The sequence below is a fragment of the Micromonospora sp. NPDC002411 genome (assembly GCF_053592955.1).
On sequence record NZ_JBSFBM010000136.1, the window covers coordinates 1 to 17187 of the forward strand.

Genomic DNA, 17187 nt, shown 5'->3' on the forward strand with positions numbered 1-17187 from the left:
GGCGCCGATCCGACCGCTCGCCCAGGCCGACGCGCTCGCCACCCTGGACGCCGACACCCGGGTCACAGTGCGGGCGGGCCTGCGGTGGCAGTTGGTGCCGTACGGCTCGGACAGTGTGGCGTTGCGGTTGTTCGACCGGACGATCACCCTGCCCGCCGAGTGCGAGCCGGCGGCCCGTGCCCTGCTCAGCGGAGTGACCACCCGGGTCGGTGACCTGCCCGGCCTGCCCGACGACGCCGACCGGGTCACGCTCACCCGCCGACTGCTGCGCGAGGCCGTCCTGGTCCCGGCCTGAGCTATCCGGCGGTAGCCCCGAGCAGCTCGATCCGGAGCGTGTTGGTGACCTCGTCGGTCAACTCACCCTCCGCGCCGACCGAGATCGTGCCCTGGTCGGTGACGCCGAAGACGAGTTCGACAGTGCCGGTCTTCAACACCAGCGGGTCGTCACCCCCGCTGGCGGCGGCGACCACCGCGCGGATCGTGGTGATCGCGTCCACGAGGGTCGCCTCGACAGAGCCGTGGCGTAGCTCGTGCCGATCTTGGAGATCCTCGGCGACGAGCGTGATGTCGATCGTGTGGGTCCGCTGGCGGGCGTGGCTGCCGCCCACCTTGACCTTCCAGCCGATCACCGGGACCCGGAAATCCAGGCCACCGCCGAGCTTCGTGGTGACGACCGCGCTCAAGGTCAGTTGAACCGTGCCGACCCGGAGGTCCCGGCCCTCGTCGACAGTGGAGATGCCGGCCTGCCTCACCGCGTCCTTCACCGCCGACACCAGTTCCTCCACCGGCACGCTGTAGTCGATCACGTCCATGCCGCACCTCCCCTTCCGCGCGAGTTGAGTTGCCGACCGCTCAGACCGCGGCGGTGGCGAACGGGTCGCCGTACACCGTGTAGGCCAGCCAGGTCGGGTCGAGTGAATCATCCTGCTGCCCGACCCGTGCGGCGAGGGCCGCCGCACCGAGCGTGGCGCCGCCGGCCAGGGACTCGTAGAACTCCGTCGCGAAGCGCGCCGAGCTGTCCGAGCGCACCGCCCAGAGCGTGCCGACGAACGCACCAGCGCCCGACGACATGAACTGCTGCGCCCAGCCGAGCATCCTGGTGTACGTCGGTGCCACGCCCGCGCTCCGGCACGCGTTGATGAACACGAGGGGACCGGTCTCCGTCAGCACTTTCCGGACGCTGGCCTCGGCGAGCAGGGCCGGCTTGAACCGGCCACCGTCCAGGTCGATGAACGAGCCGTCCGAGGAGAACGTGTTGTGGCAGGCGAAGTGGGTCGCTCCCAACTCCCCGGAGTTGATCAGCGCGAGGAGTTCGTCCGCCCTGGTGATGGGCTCGCTGTCGGCCGCGCCGAGGATCGCGCGGATGGTGGTGACCTCCTCGTACGCACCGGTGGGAGCCTTCGGCGGCACCACGAAACGCGGGTTGCGCAGGCCGATCTTCGCGTTCCGGTGCTGACCATAGGTGCGGCGCACCACCGGGACCTGCTCGACGAGGAAGCCCTCGTCCCGTTGGGCGCTGAGCGGGTAGAGCAGTTCCCACGGGACCACGTCGTGGTCGGTGGCGATCGTGAAGGCGCTCATGTCGGCGCCGACTTCCCAGAACTGGTCCCGTACGTCGGCCGGCACCAGCTCCGACCACAGTTGGATGCCCGCCGACCGGATGACCTCGCGGGTCATCGCGGGGCTGTAGCGCGAACCGCCGCCGGCCAGTTGCTGCAACTCCCGGATGGTGTTCTCCACCGCGGCGTTCGGCGTGTTCGTGACCGACTCGACAACCGGGGCGAACAACGCGGCATCGGAGCGCAGCTGGAAGGTGTAACGGCTGCCGTCGAACCGGACCTCCATCGTGACCTCGCCCGGTCGTGCCTGCGGTGCACCTATCGGCAGGGTCTTCGGTTGGCCGTCGCGGAACGACCCACCGTCGGCGACGGAGACCTCGACGGACACCTCACCCAGGAACGTGCCGCCGGCCCAGGCGGTCACGTCGATGCGATGCAGACCAGTGGTACGCGCTCCGAAGCCGAACCGGATCGGATCCGGATCGTCGTCGGGCAGGACCAGTACGGTCTGCTGAAGTGGGCCGTCAGCGTGCAGACCGGCGGGCGCGTGCACGGTCACCGTGACCGGCGTGCCGCCGTTCGCGACGAGAAGCCTCGGCATCGGTGCCACCATCCCGCCCGGGTGAACCGGTCGTCCCTCGGTGACGAGCCGAACCTCGACGCTCAGGTCCTGCCCCGCCGGGACCCGGGTGGGCGCACGCGCCACCAGCAGTCGCGCCGGCGCCGGGGTGACGCTCGGCGGTGGTGAGGTCTGCGGTGCGGTGATCGGCGGTGGCGAGGCCTCCGCTCTGGTGATCGGCGGTGGCGTACCGGCCCATCCGCCGGTGTACTCGTCGGAGAGCGGAACACCGCGTGCGACACGCCTGGATGACAGGTAGTGGACCAGGGGGTCGGGTGTGTCCGCGTCATCCCAGAGGACACCGGTCCGGCGGAGCCTCTCCCGCCGCCGCTGCTCGGCTCGCTCGCCCACTCCGGCGCGGTCGTGGACGAACAGCAATACGTGTCTCACCCGGACGGTGACGCCGTCCAGGGTGAACGTGTCGGAGGCGAGCTGTCGGTTGAGGGCTGTCTCGGCCGGGGACACCTCATCGACGGTGTACCGCGACGCGATCGGTCGGCAGACGCCCAGTAGGATTTCACGGACCAGGACCGCGGCATCCGTGACCGCGCCCTGGACGACCTGGACCGCGTCGGTCACCCAGAAGTCAACGGCGATGGACGACTCGACGTGGCCCGCGCCGCCGGTCGCGGGCAGCCGAAGGCCGAACACCCGTTGGTGGACGCTGGTGTCCACCTCGTAGCGCGTCTCGTACCGGGCCGCGAGCCCCGAATGGTGCCGGCCTGCGTCGGTGACCTCCAGACCACCCTGGTGCGTCGAGTAGACGATCGTCACCGATGGATGGTGGCTGGCCGGCGACGTGACCTGTCGCACGGGTTCCGTGCGGAGGATCAGCGGGATCGTGGGCCCGACTGTCGGGTCCTCGGAGCCCTGACTCTTGGCGAGTTGGTCACACAGCCGGCGGATGGTCCGACGGGCGGTGGCCGTACGGACCTCGGAGCGCCGCACCGTCAGTGTGCTGAGCGTGGGCTGCGCGCTGACGTTCGGTGCCAGGTGAGCATCGTCCACCAGCACCGCGACGACCGGAACCGACGTGGTGAGGGCGATGGCGAAGGTCTGGCGGAGCACCTTCGGCGCGGCCGGACCGAGCACGGCGACCAGCGCCGCCGAGGCTGCCAGGCGACGCCGCAGCTCGGTGGTGGACAGGGTCGCGCTCTGTTCGTCGCGCACGACCCTCTCGGTGCCGAACCGAGCGGTCAGCATGTCGTCGAGCAGACGCCCGACACCGGTGTCGTCGCCGGCGTGGTAACTCAGGAAGACGCTGACCATCGCACGTACCGTAGCGAAGATCGCGCTCTGCTCGTGGCCGTGCCGGGGGTCAGCTTCTCGACAGCCATAGTGGACCGATCGCTCAGCGGCCGAGCGTGAGCAGCAGCACCGTCGTGATCACCCCGGCGCCGAGGACCACGATGATCGGTCGTGGGCCGAGCATCGCGTGCCGGCGGTCGGCCAGCATCCGTGCCGGCGCGAGACCGATCAACGGGCCGAGCAGGGTCACCACCAGCGCCAGCACCGGCATTCCGACCGCTAGGTCACCGCCGTACCCGACGCCCAACGCCCGCGCGCCGGCCCCCAGCCCGTACGCCAGTACGGCGCCCGCCACACCGCAGAGCACCAGCAGCGGATTGACCGAGCTTGGCAGCTCGCCCGGCTGACCAGCCCGGTCGAGCAGGTCCCGGACCTTCGCGAGCATCGGCACGGGGTCGGTGGCCGCGACGCCGTTCGCGGGGGCGGGCGGGCCTCCGAGGCGGCGGACGCCGAGGCGCGACCGGGCCTGCTGCCACAGGTGGGCCACCTCGGCGTCGACCCGTTCCTGCTGCTCACGCGCGGCAACCAACTCCATCTCGGCGTCTTGGAGCTGCGCGGCGGCCTCGGCGACGGCCCGATCGGCTGCCTCGCACTGCCGCTCGTACCAGGTGTGCGCCTCGGCGCGCTGCTCGGCCACCCGCGCGGTCAGCTCGGCCAACCGCCGCAGCTGCGCCGTGTACGTCTCACTGGTCACTGGTTGGTTCATCGCGACGGTCCATACGGGATGATCACCTGTCCGGTGCGGTGGACCGCCCGGTCGAAGAAGAGGCCCCGCCAGGGCCGGGGATACCAGTCCGGGCCGCCGGTGCCCGGGTAGAGCGAGGCCCCCAGCTCCCCGCCGTGGGTGTCCAGAGCCACCCAGGCGCCGATCTGGTCGGTACGCGCGGCGGGCCCGCCGAGGTCGGCGCGCATCCGGGCCACTCCCCGCCACCAGGCCAGCACGTGGGTGCGTCGTTCCGGCCCGTCGTGCAGGATCCGGCGTAGCTGCTCCAGCCCCGTGCGTCCGCCCGCACGGGCGGCCAGCGCGCCGGCTGCCGCGTCGACAGCGAACAGCAGCAGGTAGTGCGGGCTCCCCGGACCGGTCAACCCGGCGGCCGTCTCGGCCATCAGCTCGCCGACGGTCTCCTCGTCGTACCAGGCGGCGTCGTCGGCCAGGTCGTCGTAGAGCGCCCGGGCGATCGGGTCGGCGTCCGGGTCGAGGCAGGCGATGGAGAACCGGGCGGTGCCCGGCGGGTGTTGGCGGGCCAGTGACCGAGCCGCGGCGTCCAGCACGGCGCACGCCTCGTCCACCCGGGTGCCGAGAACCGCGAGGTTACGCCCCGGCGCGCGCGGTAGCCGCAGTGCCGCCGAGCGGGACTGCACGTCGATGATCTCGCCGAGCAGGGCCACCGGGTTACGAGGCGCCGTCCCGTCCGGGGGCGCGGTCAGCGCCCGGAAGTCCGGGGCGTCCGCCAGCCGGGGGATCGCGTCGCCGTCGAAGAGCCGGGCCGGCGCGGCGTCGGCCGGGCGCATCCGCCACAGCCGGTGCTGCAACCCGCTCCACGTCTCCCAGTCGCTGGCCGACGGGATCCGGGCGACCTCGTTGCCCTCCACCATGCCCGACTCGGCGTTGACCACCGCGTGCCAGCGGGGCAACGACTGTGCCGCGTCGTTGCGCTCGGCGAGGATCCGCAGCGCCTTGGGCAGCGCGATGCGCAGGGTGAACTGGGCGACCAGCGCCGGGCGGCCCCACAACGCCTCGATGCCCCGTACGTCCTGCGAGGCGAGCACCAGGTGGATGCCCTGCGACCGGCCGCGCCGGGCCAGGTCCTCCAGCAGGTCGGCCGCCTCCCGGGCCACGACGTCCCGGCCGGCCAGCAGCATCTGGAACTCGTCGACCACCGCCACGATCCGGGGCCAGTGCCCGGTCGGGTCGACGGCCCGTAGCTCGGCCAGCTTGGTCACCTCGTGCTTCTTGGCCGCGTCGGCACGTCGGCGCAGCTCCTCGGTGAGGAACCGCAGCAGCGCCAACCCGAACTCCCGGTCGGTGTTGACGTTGATGCCGACCAGGCGCATGTGCGGCAACCAGCTCGGGTCACGCCGGCCCTGCGCGAACCGCGCGAAGGACACCCCCTCCTTGAAGTCCAACAGGTAGAACTCCAGCTCGGCGGGGGAGTAGCGGGCGGCGAGCGCGCCGATCCACGCGAAGATCAGGTTGGTCTTGCCGGTGCCGGACGGCCCGCCGATCAGCGCGTGCGGTGGATAGTCGCCCAGGGTGAGGCGTACCGGCCGGCCCTGTGCTCCCTCGCCGATCGGCGCGGTCAGCCCGTCGGCGGAACTCTCCCGCCACATCAGATCCGGCGGGGGCAGCAGGTCCGTGAACGGGGTTGGCGGTGGGCCGGCGTTCACCCGGGCGGCGATCTCCCGGCAGGTCTCGGTGACCAGTGACGCCGGCGGCGGCGGATCGAGGCGCACCGGCAACCCGGCCGACCCGCCGATCCGCGCGCCGGAAACCTCGGCCACCACCCGGGTCACCGTCGGATCCTCCGGCAACGGCACACCGTGCACCACGAGGTGCACCCCGCAGGCGGCGCCGGCTCGTACCACCCGGTCCAACTGTCCGCGCTCGTGCCGGTTCAGGTCGTCACCACCGAGCAGCACCGCCACCCGCCACGGCTCGGGTCGGCGGCCGGTCGCCGCGGCCAGTTCGCGAAGGGAGGCGTACTCGCCGGCGAGCACCGTCTCGTTGATCCGGCGGATCTGCTCCACCAGGTCGTCCAGCAGGGGGCCCAACCCGCCGGGGCCGACGAAGGTGAGCAGCCCCGCCGTGCCCAGCGGGGAGAACCCGGCCAGACCGCCGCCGAGCTGCTCCGGGTCGTACCCGATCAGTCGTACCGCCCCCGGGTCGGCGCGGCCGGCGGCCCGCAGCAGCAACGCGGACACCACCGCGTCGCAGCCGGCGCGGTCGTCGCCGGAGAGGTGGACGTGCCCGGCGTCGAGCAGCGGCACCAGCGCGGGCACCGGCTCGACGCCGTCGAGATGGACCGTGCCGACCCGCAGCGCGCCGGGTGGTTCCGCCCGCCGGGTCGGCGTCGGCGTCCACCCCGCCCAGTCGGCCCCCGCGCAGCCCGGGGCCTCCTGACGGGCGGCGTCGGCGGCGCGTCGGGCCAGCTCGGCGATCCGGGTGGCGTAGCGGGCGTCGATCTCGGTGACCCGGCGGTCCCGTTGGGCGCCCACCCGCGCCGGCACGGCCGCCGCCGCCCGCTGGACCCGGGTCAGCCGTTCCCGCCCGGCGGTCAACTCGGCCTGGGCGGCGGACAGGCGGGTACGGGTGGCGCCCAGCGCCTCGGCGAGGGTGTCCCGGACCAGGCTGGCCAACTGACCGCGCCGGTCAGGCATCGGAGCCCCGTCGGACCGGCGCGTCCCGCCAGGGGCTTCCCGAGCGGGGCGGCAGCCCACCGGAGGGCTGCCCACCGGTGGTGCCCGGCCGCGCGGCGACACCGGCGGGGCGGGCACCCACACCACCCGAGCGCCCCGCCGCCGGTCGGCCGGAACCCGCCGGCTGCCGTGCGTCGGCCGGTCGGGCCGTACCCGTCGACCGGCCCGCATCCGCCGATCGGCCCGCGCCCGCAGGCTGCCCGCCACCCGAGGGGAGGTCCCGACCGAGACGGGCGAGCAGCAGCCCGGTCGCCACACCGGCGGTGACCGCGGAGTCGGCGGCGTGCGGTGGCTCCCCGGAGGCACGCGGTGGCGGCATCCGGCAGACCCGGGTGAGCAGGGTCTCCAGCACCGGGGGTGGCAGCCCGGGCAGCAGGTCGCGGACGCGTCCGTCCAGTTCGCCACGCAGCCGCCCGAGGTCGGCGGCGCGGGGCGGGTGCCCGAGCAGCTCACCGGCCAGTTCCCGCAGCAGCGGTGGTGCCAGCGCCGCCATGCCCAGGCCGACGTCGGCCGGGGCTCGGCGCAACTCCTTGCGCAGCCGGTCCCGGTCGCCGGAGCGGACGCCGCCCACCACTCGGCGCAGCAACTCCTGGGAGTCGCCCAGCTGCTCGTCGGGTTCGTCGTCGGCGCCGGCCCGACCGCCGGTCAGCTCGGCCACCCGCACCGACCACCAGCGGCGCATCCGGACCTGCTCGGCCGGCTCCGGCGGCACGGCGGTGGGCCCGGCCTCAGGCGGCGTGTCGTGTCGAGGCGCGCGTTGCTCGGGGCGGGGCGCCGGGCCGCCGTCCCCGGCGAGACCGATCGCGGTTAGGTACGCCGACAGCTGCTCCTGGGCCACCCGCAGCGCGTAGCCGGCGCTCTCGGCGTGCTCGGTGGCGGCGCTCAGCTCCGGCACTCCCATCGGGTTGGCGGACTCCTGACGGACCCAGCGGAGTCGCTCCGCGGCCAGGCCGAACTTCTCCAGCGCCTGCCCGAGCAGGGCCAGCGGGAACTCCTCGGTGGCGGCACGGACCTGCCCACCGACGTCCTCGATGATGGACATGACGGCCTACAGGGTGGCGACGTAGAGCTGCGCCTGCTCCACCGCGACAAGTGTCGCGGCGAGACACTCCTCCAGCTCCTGGCTGGCCTGTGTCAGCGACGCCTGGGCCGCTTCCACAGTCTCATGCCCGCTGCCCTCCAGGGCGCCGGCGAGGGTCTGCTGCGCCTCGGTCAGTTTCTCGCCGGCCGCCTGCACGGCTGTCTGCCCGTCCCCGATCTGTTGGAGGGCGACATCGATGGCAGCCTTCAACTCGGCGACGCTCGCCACGGCGGAACCTCCTGGGGGCGGGGAGATCTCCATTAGAGCCTATCGGCGGTTCCGAAAGAACATCCGCCCTGTCGGTGTTCCTGCCCGCCTGTCCGGAAGGCACCCGGAAGTGCCGGGAGTCCGTTCTGTGGGAGTCCCAGTGCGAGAACTTCTCAGTTGTTGGTCGGTGTCTCGCGTAGCCAGCGCGGCCCGTACACCTCGGCGCCGAGCGCTGTCACCCGCCCGCGCAACTCCCGGTCGGCGGTGACCACCAGCCGACGGCGCTGCGGCGCGTCGGCCACCAGCTCGACAACCGTGTCGTCGCCGGACCCGGCGGCGGAGACTACCCGGACGCCCTCGGTGCCCGGCACGTCCCGCGCGGCCCCCTCGACCACCAGCACCACCTCCACCGGGGCGGGCAGACGCGCCGGCAACCCGACTGTCGCCACCGGGGCGAGCGAGTCGCGCAACCGTGCCGCCGCGCCGGCGCGGTCGCGCCACCACCCGTTCGGGCGGGAGCCCACCACGTTGGCGCCGTCCACGATCAACAGCGGTGTCTCGTTCATCCCACCAGCCTGCCATCACCGGCCGGCACTGGCCGGACGCCACACCCGGGACGCCGGTGCGCCACCGCCTGCGGCGTTTGTCGGGGCTCGCGTCGGGTAGCCCCTGCCGACCGTGCCGCGCCCGACTGCGGAGGACAGACATGATGGGACCCGGTGACATCGGCTCCGACCCGTGGGACGAATTCCTGGCCCGGTACTTCGGCCGGGGCGAGGGGGGACGCCGGCCACCGCACCGGGTCGACATCACCCGACTGATGACGGCCGACGCCCGGGAGATGCTGGCCGACGCGGCCCGGCGGGCCGCCCAACGCCAGAGCAGCGACCTGGACACCGACCACCTGCTCTGGGCGGCGCTGCAACGCGAACCCCTCCGTGACCTGGTACGCCGCGCCGGCGCCGACCCGGACACCCTGCTCAACGCCCTCGGTGGCAAGGGTGACGGCGCGCCGCGCGGGGAGGTGCCACCCAACCTGTCGCTGACGCCGGCCGCAAAGCGGGCGCTGCTCGACGCCCACCAACTGTCCCGGGCGATGGGCGCCAACTACATCGGCCCGGAACACATCCTGATGGCGCTGCCCCTCAACCCGGAGTCGCCGGCCGGACGGATGCTGGCCGCCGGCCGGATCCAACCCGAGTCGTTGCAGGCCGCCAACGCCGAGCGCGGGCCGATGACCGGCCCGAAGCCGGACCGTGGCACCCCCACCCTGGACCAGTACGGGCAGGACCTCACCGACCTGGCCCGCAACGACCAGATCGACCCGGTGATCGGACGGGCCGACGAGATCGAGCAGGCCGTGGAGATCCTGTCCCGGCGTACCAAGAACAACCCGGTGCTGATCGGTGAGGCCGGAGTCGGCAAGACCGCCATCGTCGAAGGGCTGGCCGAACGGATCTGCGACGGCGACGTCCCGCAGACCCTGCTCGGCAAGCGGGTCGTCCAACTCGACCTCGCCGGCCTGGTCGCCGGCACCCGCTACCGGGGCGACTTCGAGGAGCGGCTGAAGAAGGTCATCGACGAGATCCGGGCGCACCGCGACGAGCTGATCATCTTCCTGGACGAGATCCACACCCTGGTCGGCGCGGGTGGCGCCGGCAGCGAGGGCGGGATGGACGCGTCCAACATGCTCAAGCCCGCCCTCGCGCGTGGCGAACTGCGGGTGATCGGCGCGACGACGCTGGACGAGTACCGCAAGAGCATCGAGAAGGACGCCGCGCTGGCCCGGCGTTTCCAGCCGGTCCTGGTGCCCGAGCCCAGCGTCGACGACACCATCGCCATCCTGCGCGGTCTGCGCGACCGGTACGAGGCCCACCACCAGGTGCGCTTCACCGACGAGGCGCTGGTCGCCGCCGCCGAGCTGTCCGACCGGTACGTCACCGACCGGTTCCTGCCGGACAAGGCCATCGACCTCATCGACCAGGCCGGCGCACGGGTGCGGCTGCGCACCCGGACCCCGGCCTCCGACGTGCGGGAGCTGGAGCAGGAACTCGACGAGGTACGCCGGGACAAAGAGCAGGCCGTCACCGACGAGCAGTACGAGCGGGCCTCCGCGCTGCGCGACCGGATCTCCGAACTGGAACAGGAGATCCGCCGGGCCAACGGCGAGGACGGGATGTCCTCATCGCAGGTGCCGGAGGTGAGTCCGAAGGAGATCGCCGAGGTGGTGTCCCGGGCCACCGGCATCCCGGTCAGCCAGCTCACGGAGGAGGAACGGGACCGGCTGCTGCGCCTGGAGGGGCATCTGCACCAGAAGGTGGTCGGCCAGGACGACGCCGTCACCGCTGTCGCCGAGGCCGTCCGCCGCTCCCGGGCCGGGCTGGCCGACCCGGACCGGCCGATGGGCAGCTTCCTGTTCCTCGGCCCGACCGGCGTGGGCAAGACCGAGTTGGCCCGTGCCCTGGCCGAGGCGTTGTTCGGTGAGGCGGACCGGATGGTCCGGGTGGACATGAGCGAGTTCCAGGAGCGGCACACTGTCAGCCGGCTGGTCGGCGCCCCACCCGGGTACGTCGGCTACGAGGAGGCCGGCCAGCTCACCGAGGCGGTCCGCCGCCGCCCGTACGCGGTGGTGCTGCTCGACGAGATCGAGAAGGCCCACCCGGACGTGTTCAACATCCTGCTCCAGGTGCTCGACGACGGGCGTCTGACCGACAGCCAGGGTCGCACCGTGAACTTCAAGAACACCGTACTGATCATGACGAGCAACCTCGGTTCGGAGCTGATCACCGGCGCCCAGCGCGCGGTCGGCTTCGGCGCCGGCGCCGTCGGCAGCGAGCAGGAGAACGACGAGCTGCGCGAGCGGCTGATGCGTCGCCTGCAGGAGAACTTCCGCCCGGAGTTCCTCAACCGCATCGACGAGGTCATCATCTTCCGCCGGCTGGAGGCCGAGCAGTTGCGCGACATCACCGCGCTGCTGCTGGAGGAGACCCGCCGCCGCATGCACGCCCAGGACCTCCAGGTGGAGTTCACCACCGCCGGCATCGACTGGCTCGCCGAACACGGCTACCAGCCGGAGTTCGGTGCCCGCCCGCTGCGCCGGGTGATCCAGCGGGAGGTGGACAACCACCTGTCCCGAATGCTGCTGGAGTCGGCGATCTCCCCGGGGCAGAAGGTCACGGTGGACGTCCGCGACGGCGCGCTCACCTTCGACGTGAGCGCCGGCGAGCGCGGGTACACCCCCGCCACGACCACACACCCACGATGAGCGGGCCGGCACGACGAGACGAGAACGAGGACCCACACGAGCCCGCGAAACCCCGGGACGAGGACGACCATCCCGACCCGATCCTGGCGCCGCCCACCGCGAACCCCCGCCGAACGCGGGTGCCCGCCGAGGGCCTGCATCCGAAGACCGACCAGGAGGACGACCCGGAGACGTCCGGGCACCGCAGGCGAGAGGAGACCTGATGGTACGCGAAGCGCGGCTCGACCCCGAGGTGGAAGTGCTCTGGGAGGACTTCCACGCCGAGGTGAACGTCCCCTCGGAGCAGCTACGGACCTGGTTGTTGACCCGGGGCTCCGGGGAGGAGTCGTTCAGCCCGAACCCGAACCTCGACCTGCCGCAGCCGGGCCGGGAGATCCTCAAGGTGTTGAACAAGCGCAAGGTCGACCTCACCCCGGAGGACATCGAGGTCATGCGGGAGGCGGTCGAGCGGATCCGCGAGCTGATGGACGCCAAGCCGTCGCGCGGCAACGCCGACGACGACTGGCGGCACTCGCTGCTCGACCTGGGACACGACCCGCTCGTCGAACGCTGACCGCGCCAGTCGACGGTGCCGCCCCGCTCCGGGACGGCACCGTCGACGCGTGCCGCTACTGGCCCTTGTCGGGCTCCAGGCTGGCGATGGTCAGTCCGGCGGCGTCGGCCGCCGCGTCCCGGTCACCGCGGGTCTGGTCCTCCCGGGTGAGCAGGTTCGCGTACTCGGTGACGTCGGCCGGGTCGGGCACCGTCGGCAGGCGGCGCAGGAACGCCTCCACGTCGCGGGTGGCGGCGGTGTGCGCAGCGGCCGCCTGGCGCAGCAGTTCGCGGTCGTCGGCGGGCGGGTAGAGGTCCGTCATGTCCGCCAGATACCCGGCCAACGGCGGTTCGCACCCCACCTCGCGCTCAGACCGGTCGGATCCCGCTGGGCTGCCGCACCCCGAACCCGGGGTTGCTCAGCAGCCAGGCCAGGTACGCGGGATGCGGCGCCAACGAGTCGACGTACGCCGCCTTGGCCGTCTCCACCACCAGGTCGGCGCCCTGGGCGGCGGGGGAGTCCGGGTGCCAGCCGAGCAGGAGCCGCCAGCGCAGCGGTGTCCCGGCGAGCCGACGGGTCACCAACCCGGCCACCGGGCGGAACGTCGCCTGGCACAACGCCACCGCCACACCCGCGTCCACCAGGTCGATGCAGCCGCGGATGTCGGTCTCGTACACCTTGCGGGGGGTGAAACCGGCACGGGCGCACGCGGCGGCGAAGCAGTCGCCGAAGCAGCCGTCACCCGGCGCGGCCACCCACTGCTCGTGGCGCAGGTCCGCCAGGCGCACCTCGTCGTGGGCGGCGAGGGGGTGCGTCTCCGGCAGCAGCACCAGCACCGGGTCGATGGCCACCTCCTGCCAGCTCAACCCGAAACCGGCGGACGGGCTGGCGTCACCGCACACACCGGTGAGCGCGAAGTCCAGCCGGCCGCCAGCCACCAACTGCGCCAACTCGTCCACCGACCAGGACGCGAACGTGGTGATCTGGGCCGGAGGCTGCTCGGCGGCCAACCGGTGGACCAACCGACCCAGGATCGGGCTGTTCACCCCACCGAACCGGTAGCAGGTGGGGGCGCCGCCGGCCCCGGCCAACCGGGCCGCCTCGTCCTGCAACCCCTTCATCGCCGGCAGCAGGACCCGGGCGCGGGCCAGCACCAGCTCGCCCAGTGCGGTGGGTCGGGCACCGCGCCGGTCCCGGTCGAACAGCGGGCCGCCCAGGGTCCGCTCGATGCGTTGGAGCTGGGCGGTGAGGGCTGGCTGGGCCAGGCCGAGCGCCGACGCCGCCTTCGTCACACTCCCCGTCTCCGCGATCGCGCAGACCACCCGCAGGTGACGCAGCTCCAGGTTCATAGGGTGACGGTAGGACTACGCGTCAGCCTGCGGAATAGCCCGAGCGGATCGGTGATAATGAATGCATTACCGGACGGGGTCCGCGCTCAGTCGCGAGGTGGCTCCGGCAGGTCCGCCAGGTAGGTCGGTCGCCGGGTCACCGCGTCGAGGACCTTGTCCACCACACCGACCGCCGGCTCCACGATCCGGTTCCACGGAGGGGTGGCCGGGGTGCTCGGGTGGGGGCGGGTCGGCGCGGCCTCCTCGGCGATCTCCAACCGGTTGCCCAGGCGGATCAGCTCCTCCTCGGTCGCGACCGCCCGCAGCTCGGTGACGAGCGCGCCGACACCCTCCACGTGCTGGCGAACCCGCCCGGCGACGTCGGTCAGCGCCTCGTCCGTCAGGCCCTTCAGGGCGTTGAGCAGGCCGGCGTCGGCGGTGATCTCGGCGTCCACCCGCTCACCGGCGGTCGGCAGCGCCGCGCGTACCGCCGGCAGCAGGTACTGCTCCTCGGCGGACAGGTGCCGCGACAACGCGGCGGCGAGCACCGCCAGCGCCTCCTGCGGTGTGGCCTCCGGGCCGGTCAACTGCTCCACCAGCGACAGCAGTTGCTGATGCTCCCGGTCGACGATGTCGGCGATGCTGCGACCGGCGGGCCGGTAGCCCTCCTCGGGTGCGGGCGTGGGCGGCAGCGGCGGCAGGGGAACGGCGGACATGATGCCCTCCTCGACTGGCGGGCGGAAGCTCCGGCAGGGGACGTTCGGTCGTGGGCGGCGGTACCCGAACGCGGTCACGGCGAAACCGGCCCGTCGATGTGTCGACCCGCGCGCGTCGGCGCGCCGGCCCGGCCACGCCGGTGCGCCGGTCCGTCGGACACCTCGGGCTGGTATGAAGAGGCGATGACGAGCGACGCCGCCTCCCCCCGAATCGACCCCACCGCAGAGGTCGTCGACCTCTGCCGCGACCTGCTGCGCATCGACACCACCAACACCGGGGACAACGACACCAGCGTCGGTGAGCGCCGCGCGGCCGAGTACGTGGCGGAGAAGCTCGCCGAGGTGGGCGTGGAGTCCGTCCTGCACGAGTCCGCGCCGGGCCGGGCGAACGTGGTGGCCCGCATCCCGGGCACCGACCCGAGCCGGGGCGCGCTGCTGGTGCACGGCCACCTGGACGTGGTCCCCGCCGACGCCGACGAGTGGTCGGTGCACCCGCTCTCCGGCGAGCTGCGCGACGGCTACCTGTGGGGTCGCGGCGCCATCGACATGAAGGACTTCGACGCGATGGTCCTGGCCGTCGTGCGGCACTGGCAGCGCACCGGCGTACGACCGCCGCGCGACATCGTTCTCGCGTACACCGCCGACGAGGAGGCGGGCAGCGACTACGGCGCCCGTTTCCTGGTGGACAACCACCGGGGCCTCTTCGACGGCTGCACCGAGGCGATCGGCGAGGTCGGCGGCTTCTCCTACTCGGTCAACGACAGCCAGCGCCTCTACCTGATCGAGACCGCCGAGAAGGGCATCGACTGGCTGCGACTGCACGCCAAGGGCCGCCCCGGGCACGGCTCGATGGTGCACGACGACAACGCGGTCACCGCGCTCGCCGAGGCGGTCGCCCGGATCGGCCGGCACCGCTTCCCGGTGGTGGTGACCGACACCGTACGGGCGTTCCTGACCGAGGTCTCCGACCTGCTCGGCATCGAGTTGGACCCGGAGGACCCGGAGACGGCCATCGCCAAGCTCGGCCCGATCGCCAACCTGATCGGCGCGACCATCCGCAACACCGCCAACCCGACCCGGTTGAGCGCCGGCTACAAGGACAACGTCATCCCCGGCCGCGCCACCGCCACCATCGACTGCCGCAGCCTGCCCGGCCAGTCCGAGCTGCTGGAGCGACAGCTGCGCGAGCTGGTCGGCCCGGACATCGCGATCGAGTACATCCAGCGGCAGCCGGCGCTGGAGACCACCTTCGACGGTGACCTGGTCGAGGCCATGTCGGCCGCCCTGCGCGCCGAGGACCCGGGGGCGCGGCCGGTTCCGTACATGCTCTCCGGCGGCACCGACGCCAAGGCGTTCTCCCAGCTCGGCATCCGCTGCTTCGGGTTCGCCCCGCTCAAGCTGCCCGCCGACCTGAACTTCTCGGCGCTGTTCCACGGCATCGACGAGCGCGTTCCGGTCGACGGACTACAGTTCGGCGTGCGGGTGCTCGACCGGTTCCTGCGCACCTGCTAGCCGTGTCCGGCACTTGCCGTCGGCGCGCGACCTCCCCATCCGAAGGGACTGCCCCACATGACCGACCAGCACGGTGAGCTGGACGCCGCTCTCGAGCGCGTGATCGAAGCGGCCCGCCACCACCTGGCCGCTGTACGCGCCGCCCAGGGCCGCGTCGACGACGACGACGTCTGGCAGGCGTACGTGGCGTTGAACAACGCCTCCTTCGCGTACGACGAGCGGCTGCTCGACGCCTTCGGCGAGGTGACGCCGTGGGATGTCGACTCGATCGACCCGGACGAGGCCGACGAGCGTTTCGGCGGCGCCGACGGTGCCGAGGCCAGCGACCCGCACCCGAGGGTGATCTCGGTGCGCCAGCGCCGTGACTACCGGGTGCCGAGCGTGGCCGCGCTGCTGCGCGTGGCCGAGGCGGCCCGGCGCGAGGGCACCCCGGAGGACGACGAGCCGGCACCGGTGGAGGGCGTCGGCGAGGCGGTGCTGGAGCTGCTGCAGAGCGGTGACGGCTCGCTCGGCGCGCTGGACGTCCCGGAGCTGGAACCGCTCGACGGGGTGGTCATGGTCAGCGAGGTGGGCACCCCCGTCGACCTGGAGTCGTTCGACGACGACGACGCGGTCGGCCCGTTCCAACCGGCGGCCGACGACCGGCTTGTCGGCCGGCTCGACGAGCACCCGTTCCTGGAGCTCGACGACGATCACGACCACGCCGGGCACCAGCACTAGGTGACGCCCGGGGCCCCGGCGGGCCCCGGGCCGTCACGGCCCGTTCAGTACGACAGGCCCGGCTGCGGCTGGTTGACCAGTCGACGACGCAGCACCACCTGCCGCGTGCCGTCGCGGTACAGCCGCACCCGGGCCAACTCCCACCCTGAGAACTCCGCTTGGATCGCCAACTGCGCCGCGGCGGTCAACCGGTCGACGTTCGGCGGCAACCGCAGCGGCGCGTATTCGTAGTCCATGCCATCCATGCTGCCCAGCCCAGCGGCCATTTGCCACCCCCTCGGGGGTGACCGACGCCGCTGATGTGCCCTCCCGTCGCGCCAAACCCCCCGCCCGCGGTGAACGGGCCCCACATCGCCGTGCCGATCATGGAGGTGTGGTGTCCGGATTTGCCTAGTTGAGGCATGTTCGTCACCCACCACAACTCCATGATCGGCGGGGGAGTTCGTCGCCGCCGTCCCGGAACTCAGCCTGCGGGAGCGTTCGCCGTCAGCAGGGTCGTCAGCGCCGGCGCGGTCAGGGCGACCGCCTGGGTGCTGCCCGGGTCGACCGCCAGCCCCCAGGAAGGGTCCGGCCAGTCCTCGAACAGGTCGGCGCAGGGCAGCGCGATGAACGGCACCCCGTCCCCGGTGAACGCGGCGAGCGCCCTCGGCGAGGTGAAGACCGGCAGCAGCGGCGCGCCGGTCGCGTCGCCGACCACTGTCCACGGGAACTCGGCATCCGGCGCCGGTTCCCCGGCCAGCGGCACGCACACCGTCGTGCCGGCCAGCACTCCGAGATAGCCGGGCAGGTCACGCCGGTCGACGGCCGCGCCGAGTACCGCCACCACCGCCGGCTCCGCCGCTCCGGTCGGAGTCGGCCCGGTCGCAGCCGCCTCGGTCGCAGCCGCCTCGGTCGCACCCGGCTGGGCGGCGGCCGGTCGCGGC

Annotated in this window: 17 protein-coding genes and 1 pseudogene; 6 read left to right on the top strand and 12 right to left on the bottom strand. The window is 72.8% G+C overall.

What is annotated here, in order from left to right:
* Window positions 1–295 (top strand): annotated as a pseudogene (locus ACWCO3_RS17585) (cupin); the annotation flags it as partial.
* A gap of 1 nt (window position 296) precedes the next feature.
* Here ACWCO3_RS17585 and ACWCO3_RS17590 read toward each other — a convergent pair.
* From ACWCO3_RS17590 to ACWCO3_RS17620, 7 genes are all read right to left on the bottom strand, one after another.
* Window positions 297–812 (bottom strand): trypco2 family protein, encoded by a 516-nt coding sequence (locus ACWCO3_RS17590; RefSeq protein ID WP_145782166.1) that lies wholly within the window; start codon window positions 810–812, stop codon window positions 297–299.
* Window positions 813–852: 40 nt separating this feature from the next.
* The gene (locus ACWCO3_RS17595; RefSeq protein ID WP_450010930.1) at window positions 853–3447 is read right to left on the bottom strand and encodes a CHAT domain-containing protein; all 2595 of its coding nucleotides are present in this window, start codon (window positions 3445–3447) and stop codon (window positions 853–855) included.
* An 82-nt stretch (window positions 3448–3529) separates the two neighbouring features.
* Window positions 3530–4192, bottom strand: a complete 663-nt coding sequence (locus ACWCO3_RS17600) for a hypothetical protein (protein ID WP_145782156.1) — start codon at window positions 4190–4192, stop codon at window positions 3530–3532.
* Window positions 4189–6864 carry an FtsK/SpoIIIE domain-containing protein gene (locus ACWCO3_RS17605; protein ID WP_358164431.1) on the bottom strand — a complete coding sequence of 892 codons (2676 nt, stop codon included), beginning with the start codon at window positions 6862–6864 and terminating at the stop codon, window positions 4189–4191. The genes ACWCO3_RS17600 and ACWCO3_RS17605 overlap by 4 nt, the downstream gene beginning before the upstream one ends.
* Entirely contained in the window at window positions 6857–7945 is a 1089-nt protein-coding gene (locus ACWCO3_RS17610) for a hypothetical protein (protein WP_145782147.1), read from the bottom strand. The genes ACWCO3_RS17605 and ACWCO3_RS17610 overlap by 8 nt, the downstream gene beginning before the upstream one ends.
* 6 nt (window positions 7946–7951) lie before the next feature.
* Window positions 7952–8212, bottom strand: coding sequence for a hypothetical protein (locus tag ACWCO3_RS17615; RefSeq protein WP_088989728.1), 261 nt, complete (start codon window positions 8210–8212; stop codon window positions 7952–7954).
* A 152-nt stretch (window positions 8213–8364) separates the two neighbouring features.
* Window positions 8365–8757 carry an NYN domain-containing protein gene (locus ACWCO3_RS17620; protein WP_145782143.1) on the bottom strand — a complete coding sequence of 131 codons (393 nt, stop codon included), beginning with the start codon at window positions 8755–8757 and terminating at the stop codon, window positions 8365–8367.
* Between the two features lie 140 nt (window positions 8758–8897).
* Between ACWCO3_RS17620 and ACWCO3_RS17625 the strand changes: the two genes are divergently transcribed.
* The 3 genes from ACWCO3_RS17625 to ACWCO3_RS17635 are packed head-to-tail and all read left to right on the top strand — an operon-like array spanning window position 8898 to window position 12009.
* Entirely contained in the window at window positions 8898–11456 is a 2559-nt protein-coding gene (locus tag ACWCO3_RS17625) for an ATP-dependent Clp protease ATP-binding subunit (RefSeq protein ID WP_145782139.1), read from the top strand.
* A complete protein-coding gene (locus tag ACWCO3_RS17630) occupies window positions 11453–11659 on the top strand; it encodes a hypothetical protein (RefSeq protein ID WP_145782138.1) in 207 nt (68 codons plus the stop codon). Before ACWCO3_RS17625 ends, ACWCO3_RS17630 begins: the two co-directional genes overlap by 4 nt.
* Window positions 11659–12009 (top strand): DUF3140 domain-containing protein, encoded by a 351-nt coding sequence (locus tag ACWCO3_RS17635; RefSeq protein WP_088989725.1) that lies wholly within the window; start codon window positions 11659–11661, stop codon window positions 12007–12009. The genes ACWCO3_RS17630 and ACWCO3_RS17635 overlap by 1 nt, the downstream gene beginning before the upstream one ends.
* A gap of 55 nt (window positions 12010–12064) precedes the next feature.
* Here the strand turns inward: ACWCO3_RS17635 and ACWCO3_RS17640 are convergent, their stop codons facing one another.
* From ACWCO3_RS17640 to ACWCO3_RS17650, 3 genes are all read right to left on the bottom strand, one after another.
* Window positions 12065–12310 (bottom strand): hypothetical protein, encoded by a 246-nt coding sequence (locus tag ACWCO3_RS17640; protein WP_145782136.1) that lies wholly within the window; start codon window positions 12308–12310, stop codon window positions 12065–12067.
* 46 nt (window positions 12311–12356) lie between these two features.
* Window positions 12357–13337, bottom strand: a complete 981-nt coding sequence (locus ACWCO3_RS17645; protein WP_145782134.1) for a LysR family transcriptional regulator — start codon at window positions 13335–13337, stop codon at window positions 12357–12359.
* 86 nt (window positions 13338–13423) lie between these two features.
* A complete protein-coding gene (locus tag ACWCO3_RS17650) occupies window positions 13424–14032 on the bottom strand; it encodes a hemerythrin domain-containing protein (RefSeq protein WP_450010935.1) in 609 nt (202 codons plus the stop codon).
* Between the two features lie 183 nt (window positions 14033–14215).
* Between ACWCO3_RS17650 and ACWCO3_RS17655 the strand changes: the two genes are divergently transcribed.
* Both ACWCO3_RS17655 and ACWCO3_RS17660 read left to right on the top strand, forming a co-directional pair.
* Window positions 14216–15544 (top strand): M20/M25/M40 family metallo-hydrolase, encoded by a 1329-nt coding sequence (locus ACWCO3_RS17655; RefSeq protein ID WP_145782130.1) that lies wholly within the window; start codon window positions 14216–14218, stop codon window positions 15542–15544.
* 57 nt (window positions 15545–15601) lie between these two features.
* A complete protein-coding gene (locus ACWCO3_RS17660) occupies window positions 15602–16264 on the top strand; it encodes a hypothetical protein (RefSeq protein ID WP_145782128.1) in 663 nt (220 codons plus the stop codon).
* Between the two features lie 44 nt (window positions 16265–16308).
* On the opposite strand, the gene ACWCO3_RS17665 is transcribed toward ACWCO3_RS17660, so the two are convergent.
* On the bottom strand, window positions 16309–16500 hold the full coding sequence (locus ACWCO3_RS17665) for a DUF5703 family protein (protein ID WP_088989720.1): 192 nt from the start codon (window positions 16498–16500) through the stop codon (window positions 16309–16311).
* Window positions 16501–16727: 227 nt separating this feature from the next.
* On the bottom strand, window positions 16728–17187 hold a 460-nt coding region (locus ACWCO3_RS17670), incomplete at its 5' end, for an SseB family protein (protein WP_450010937.1).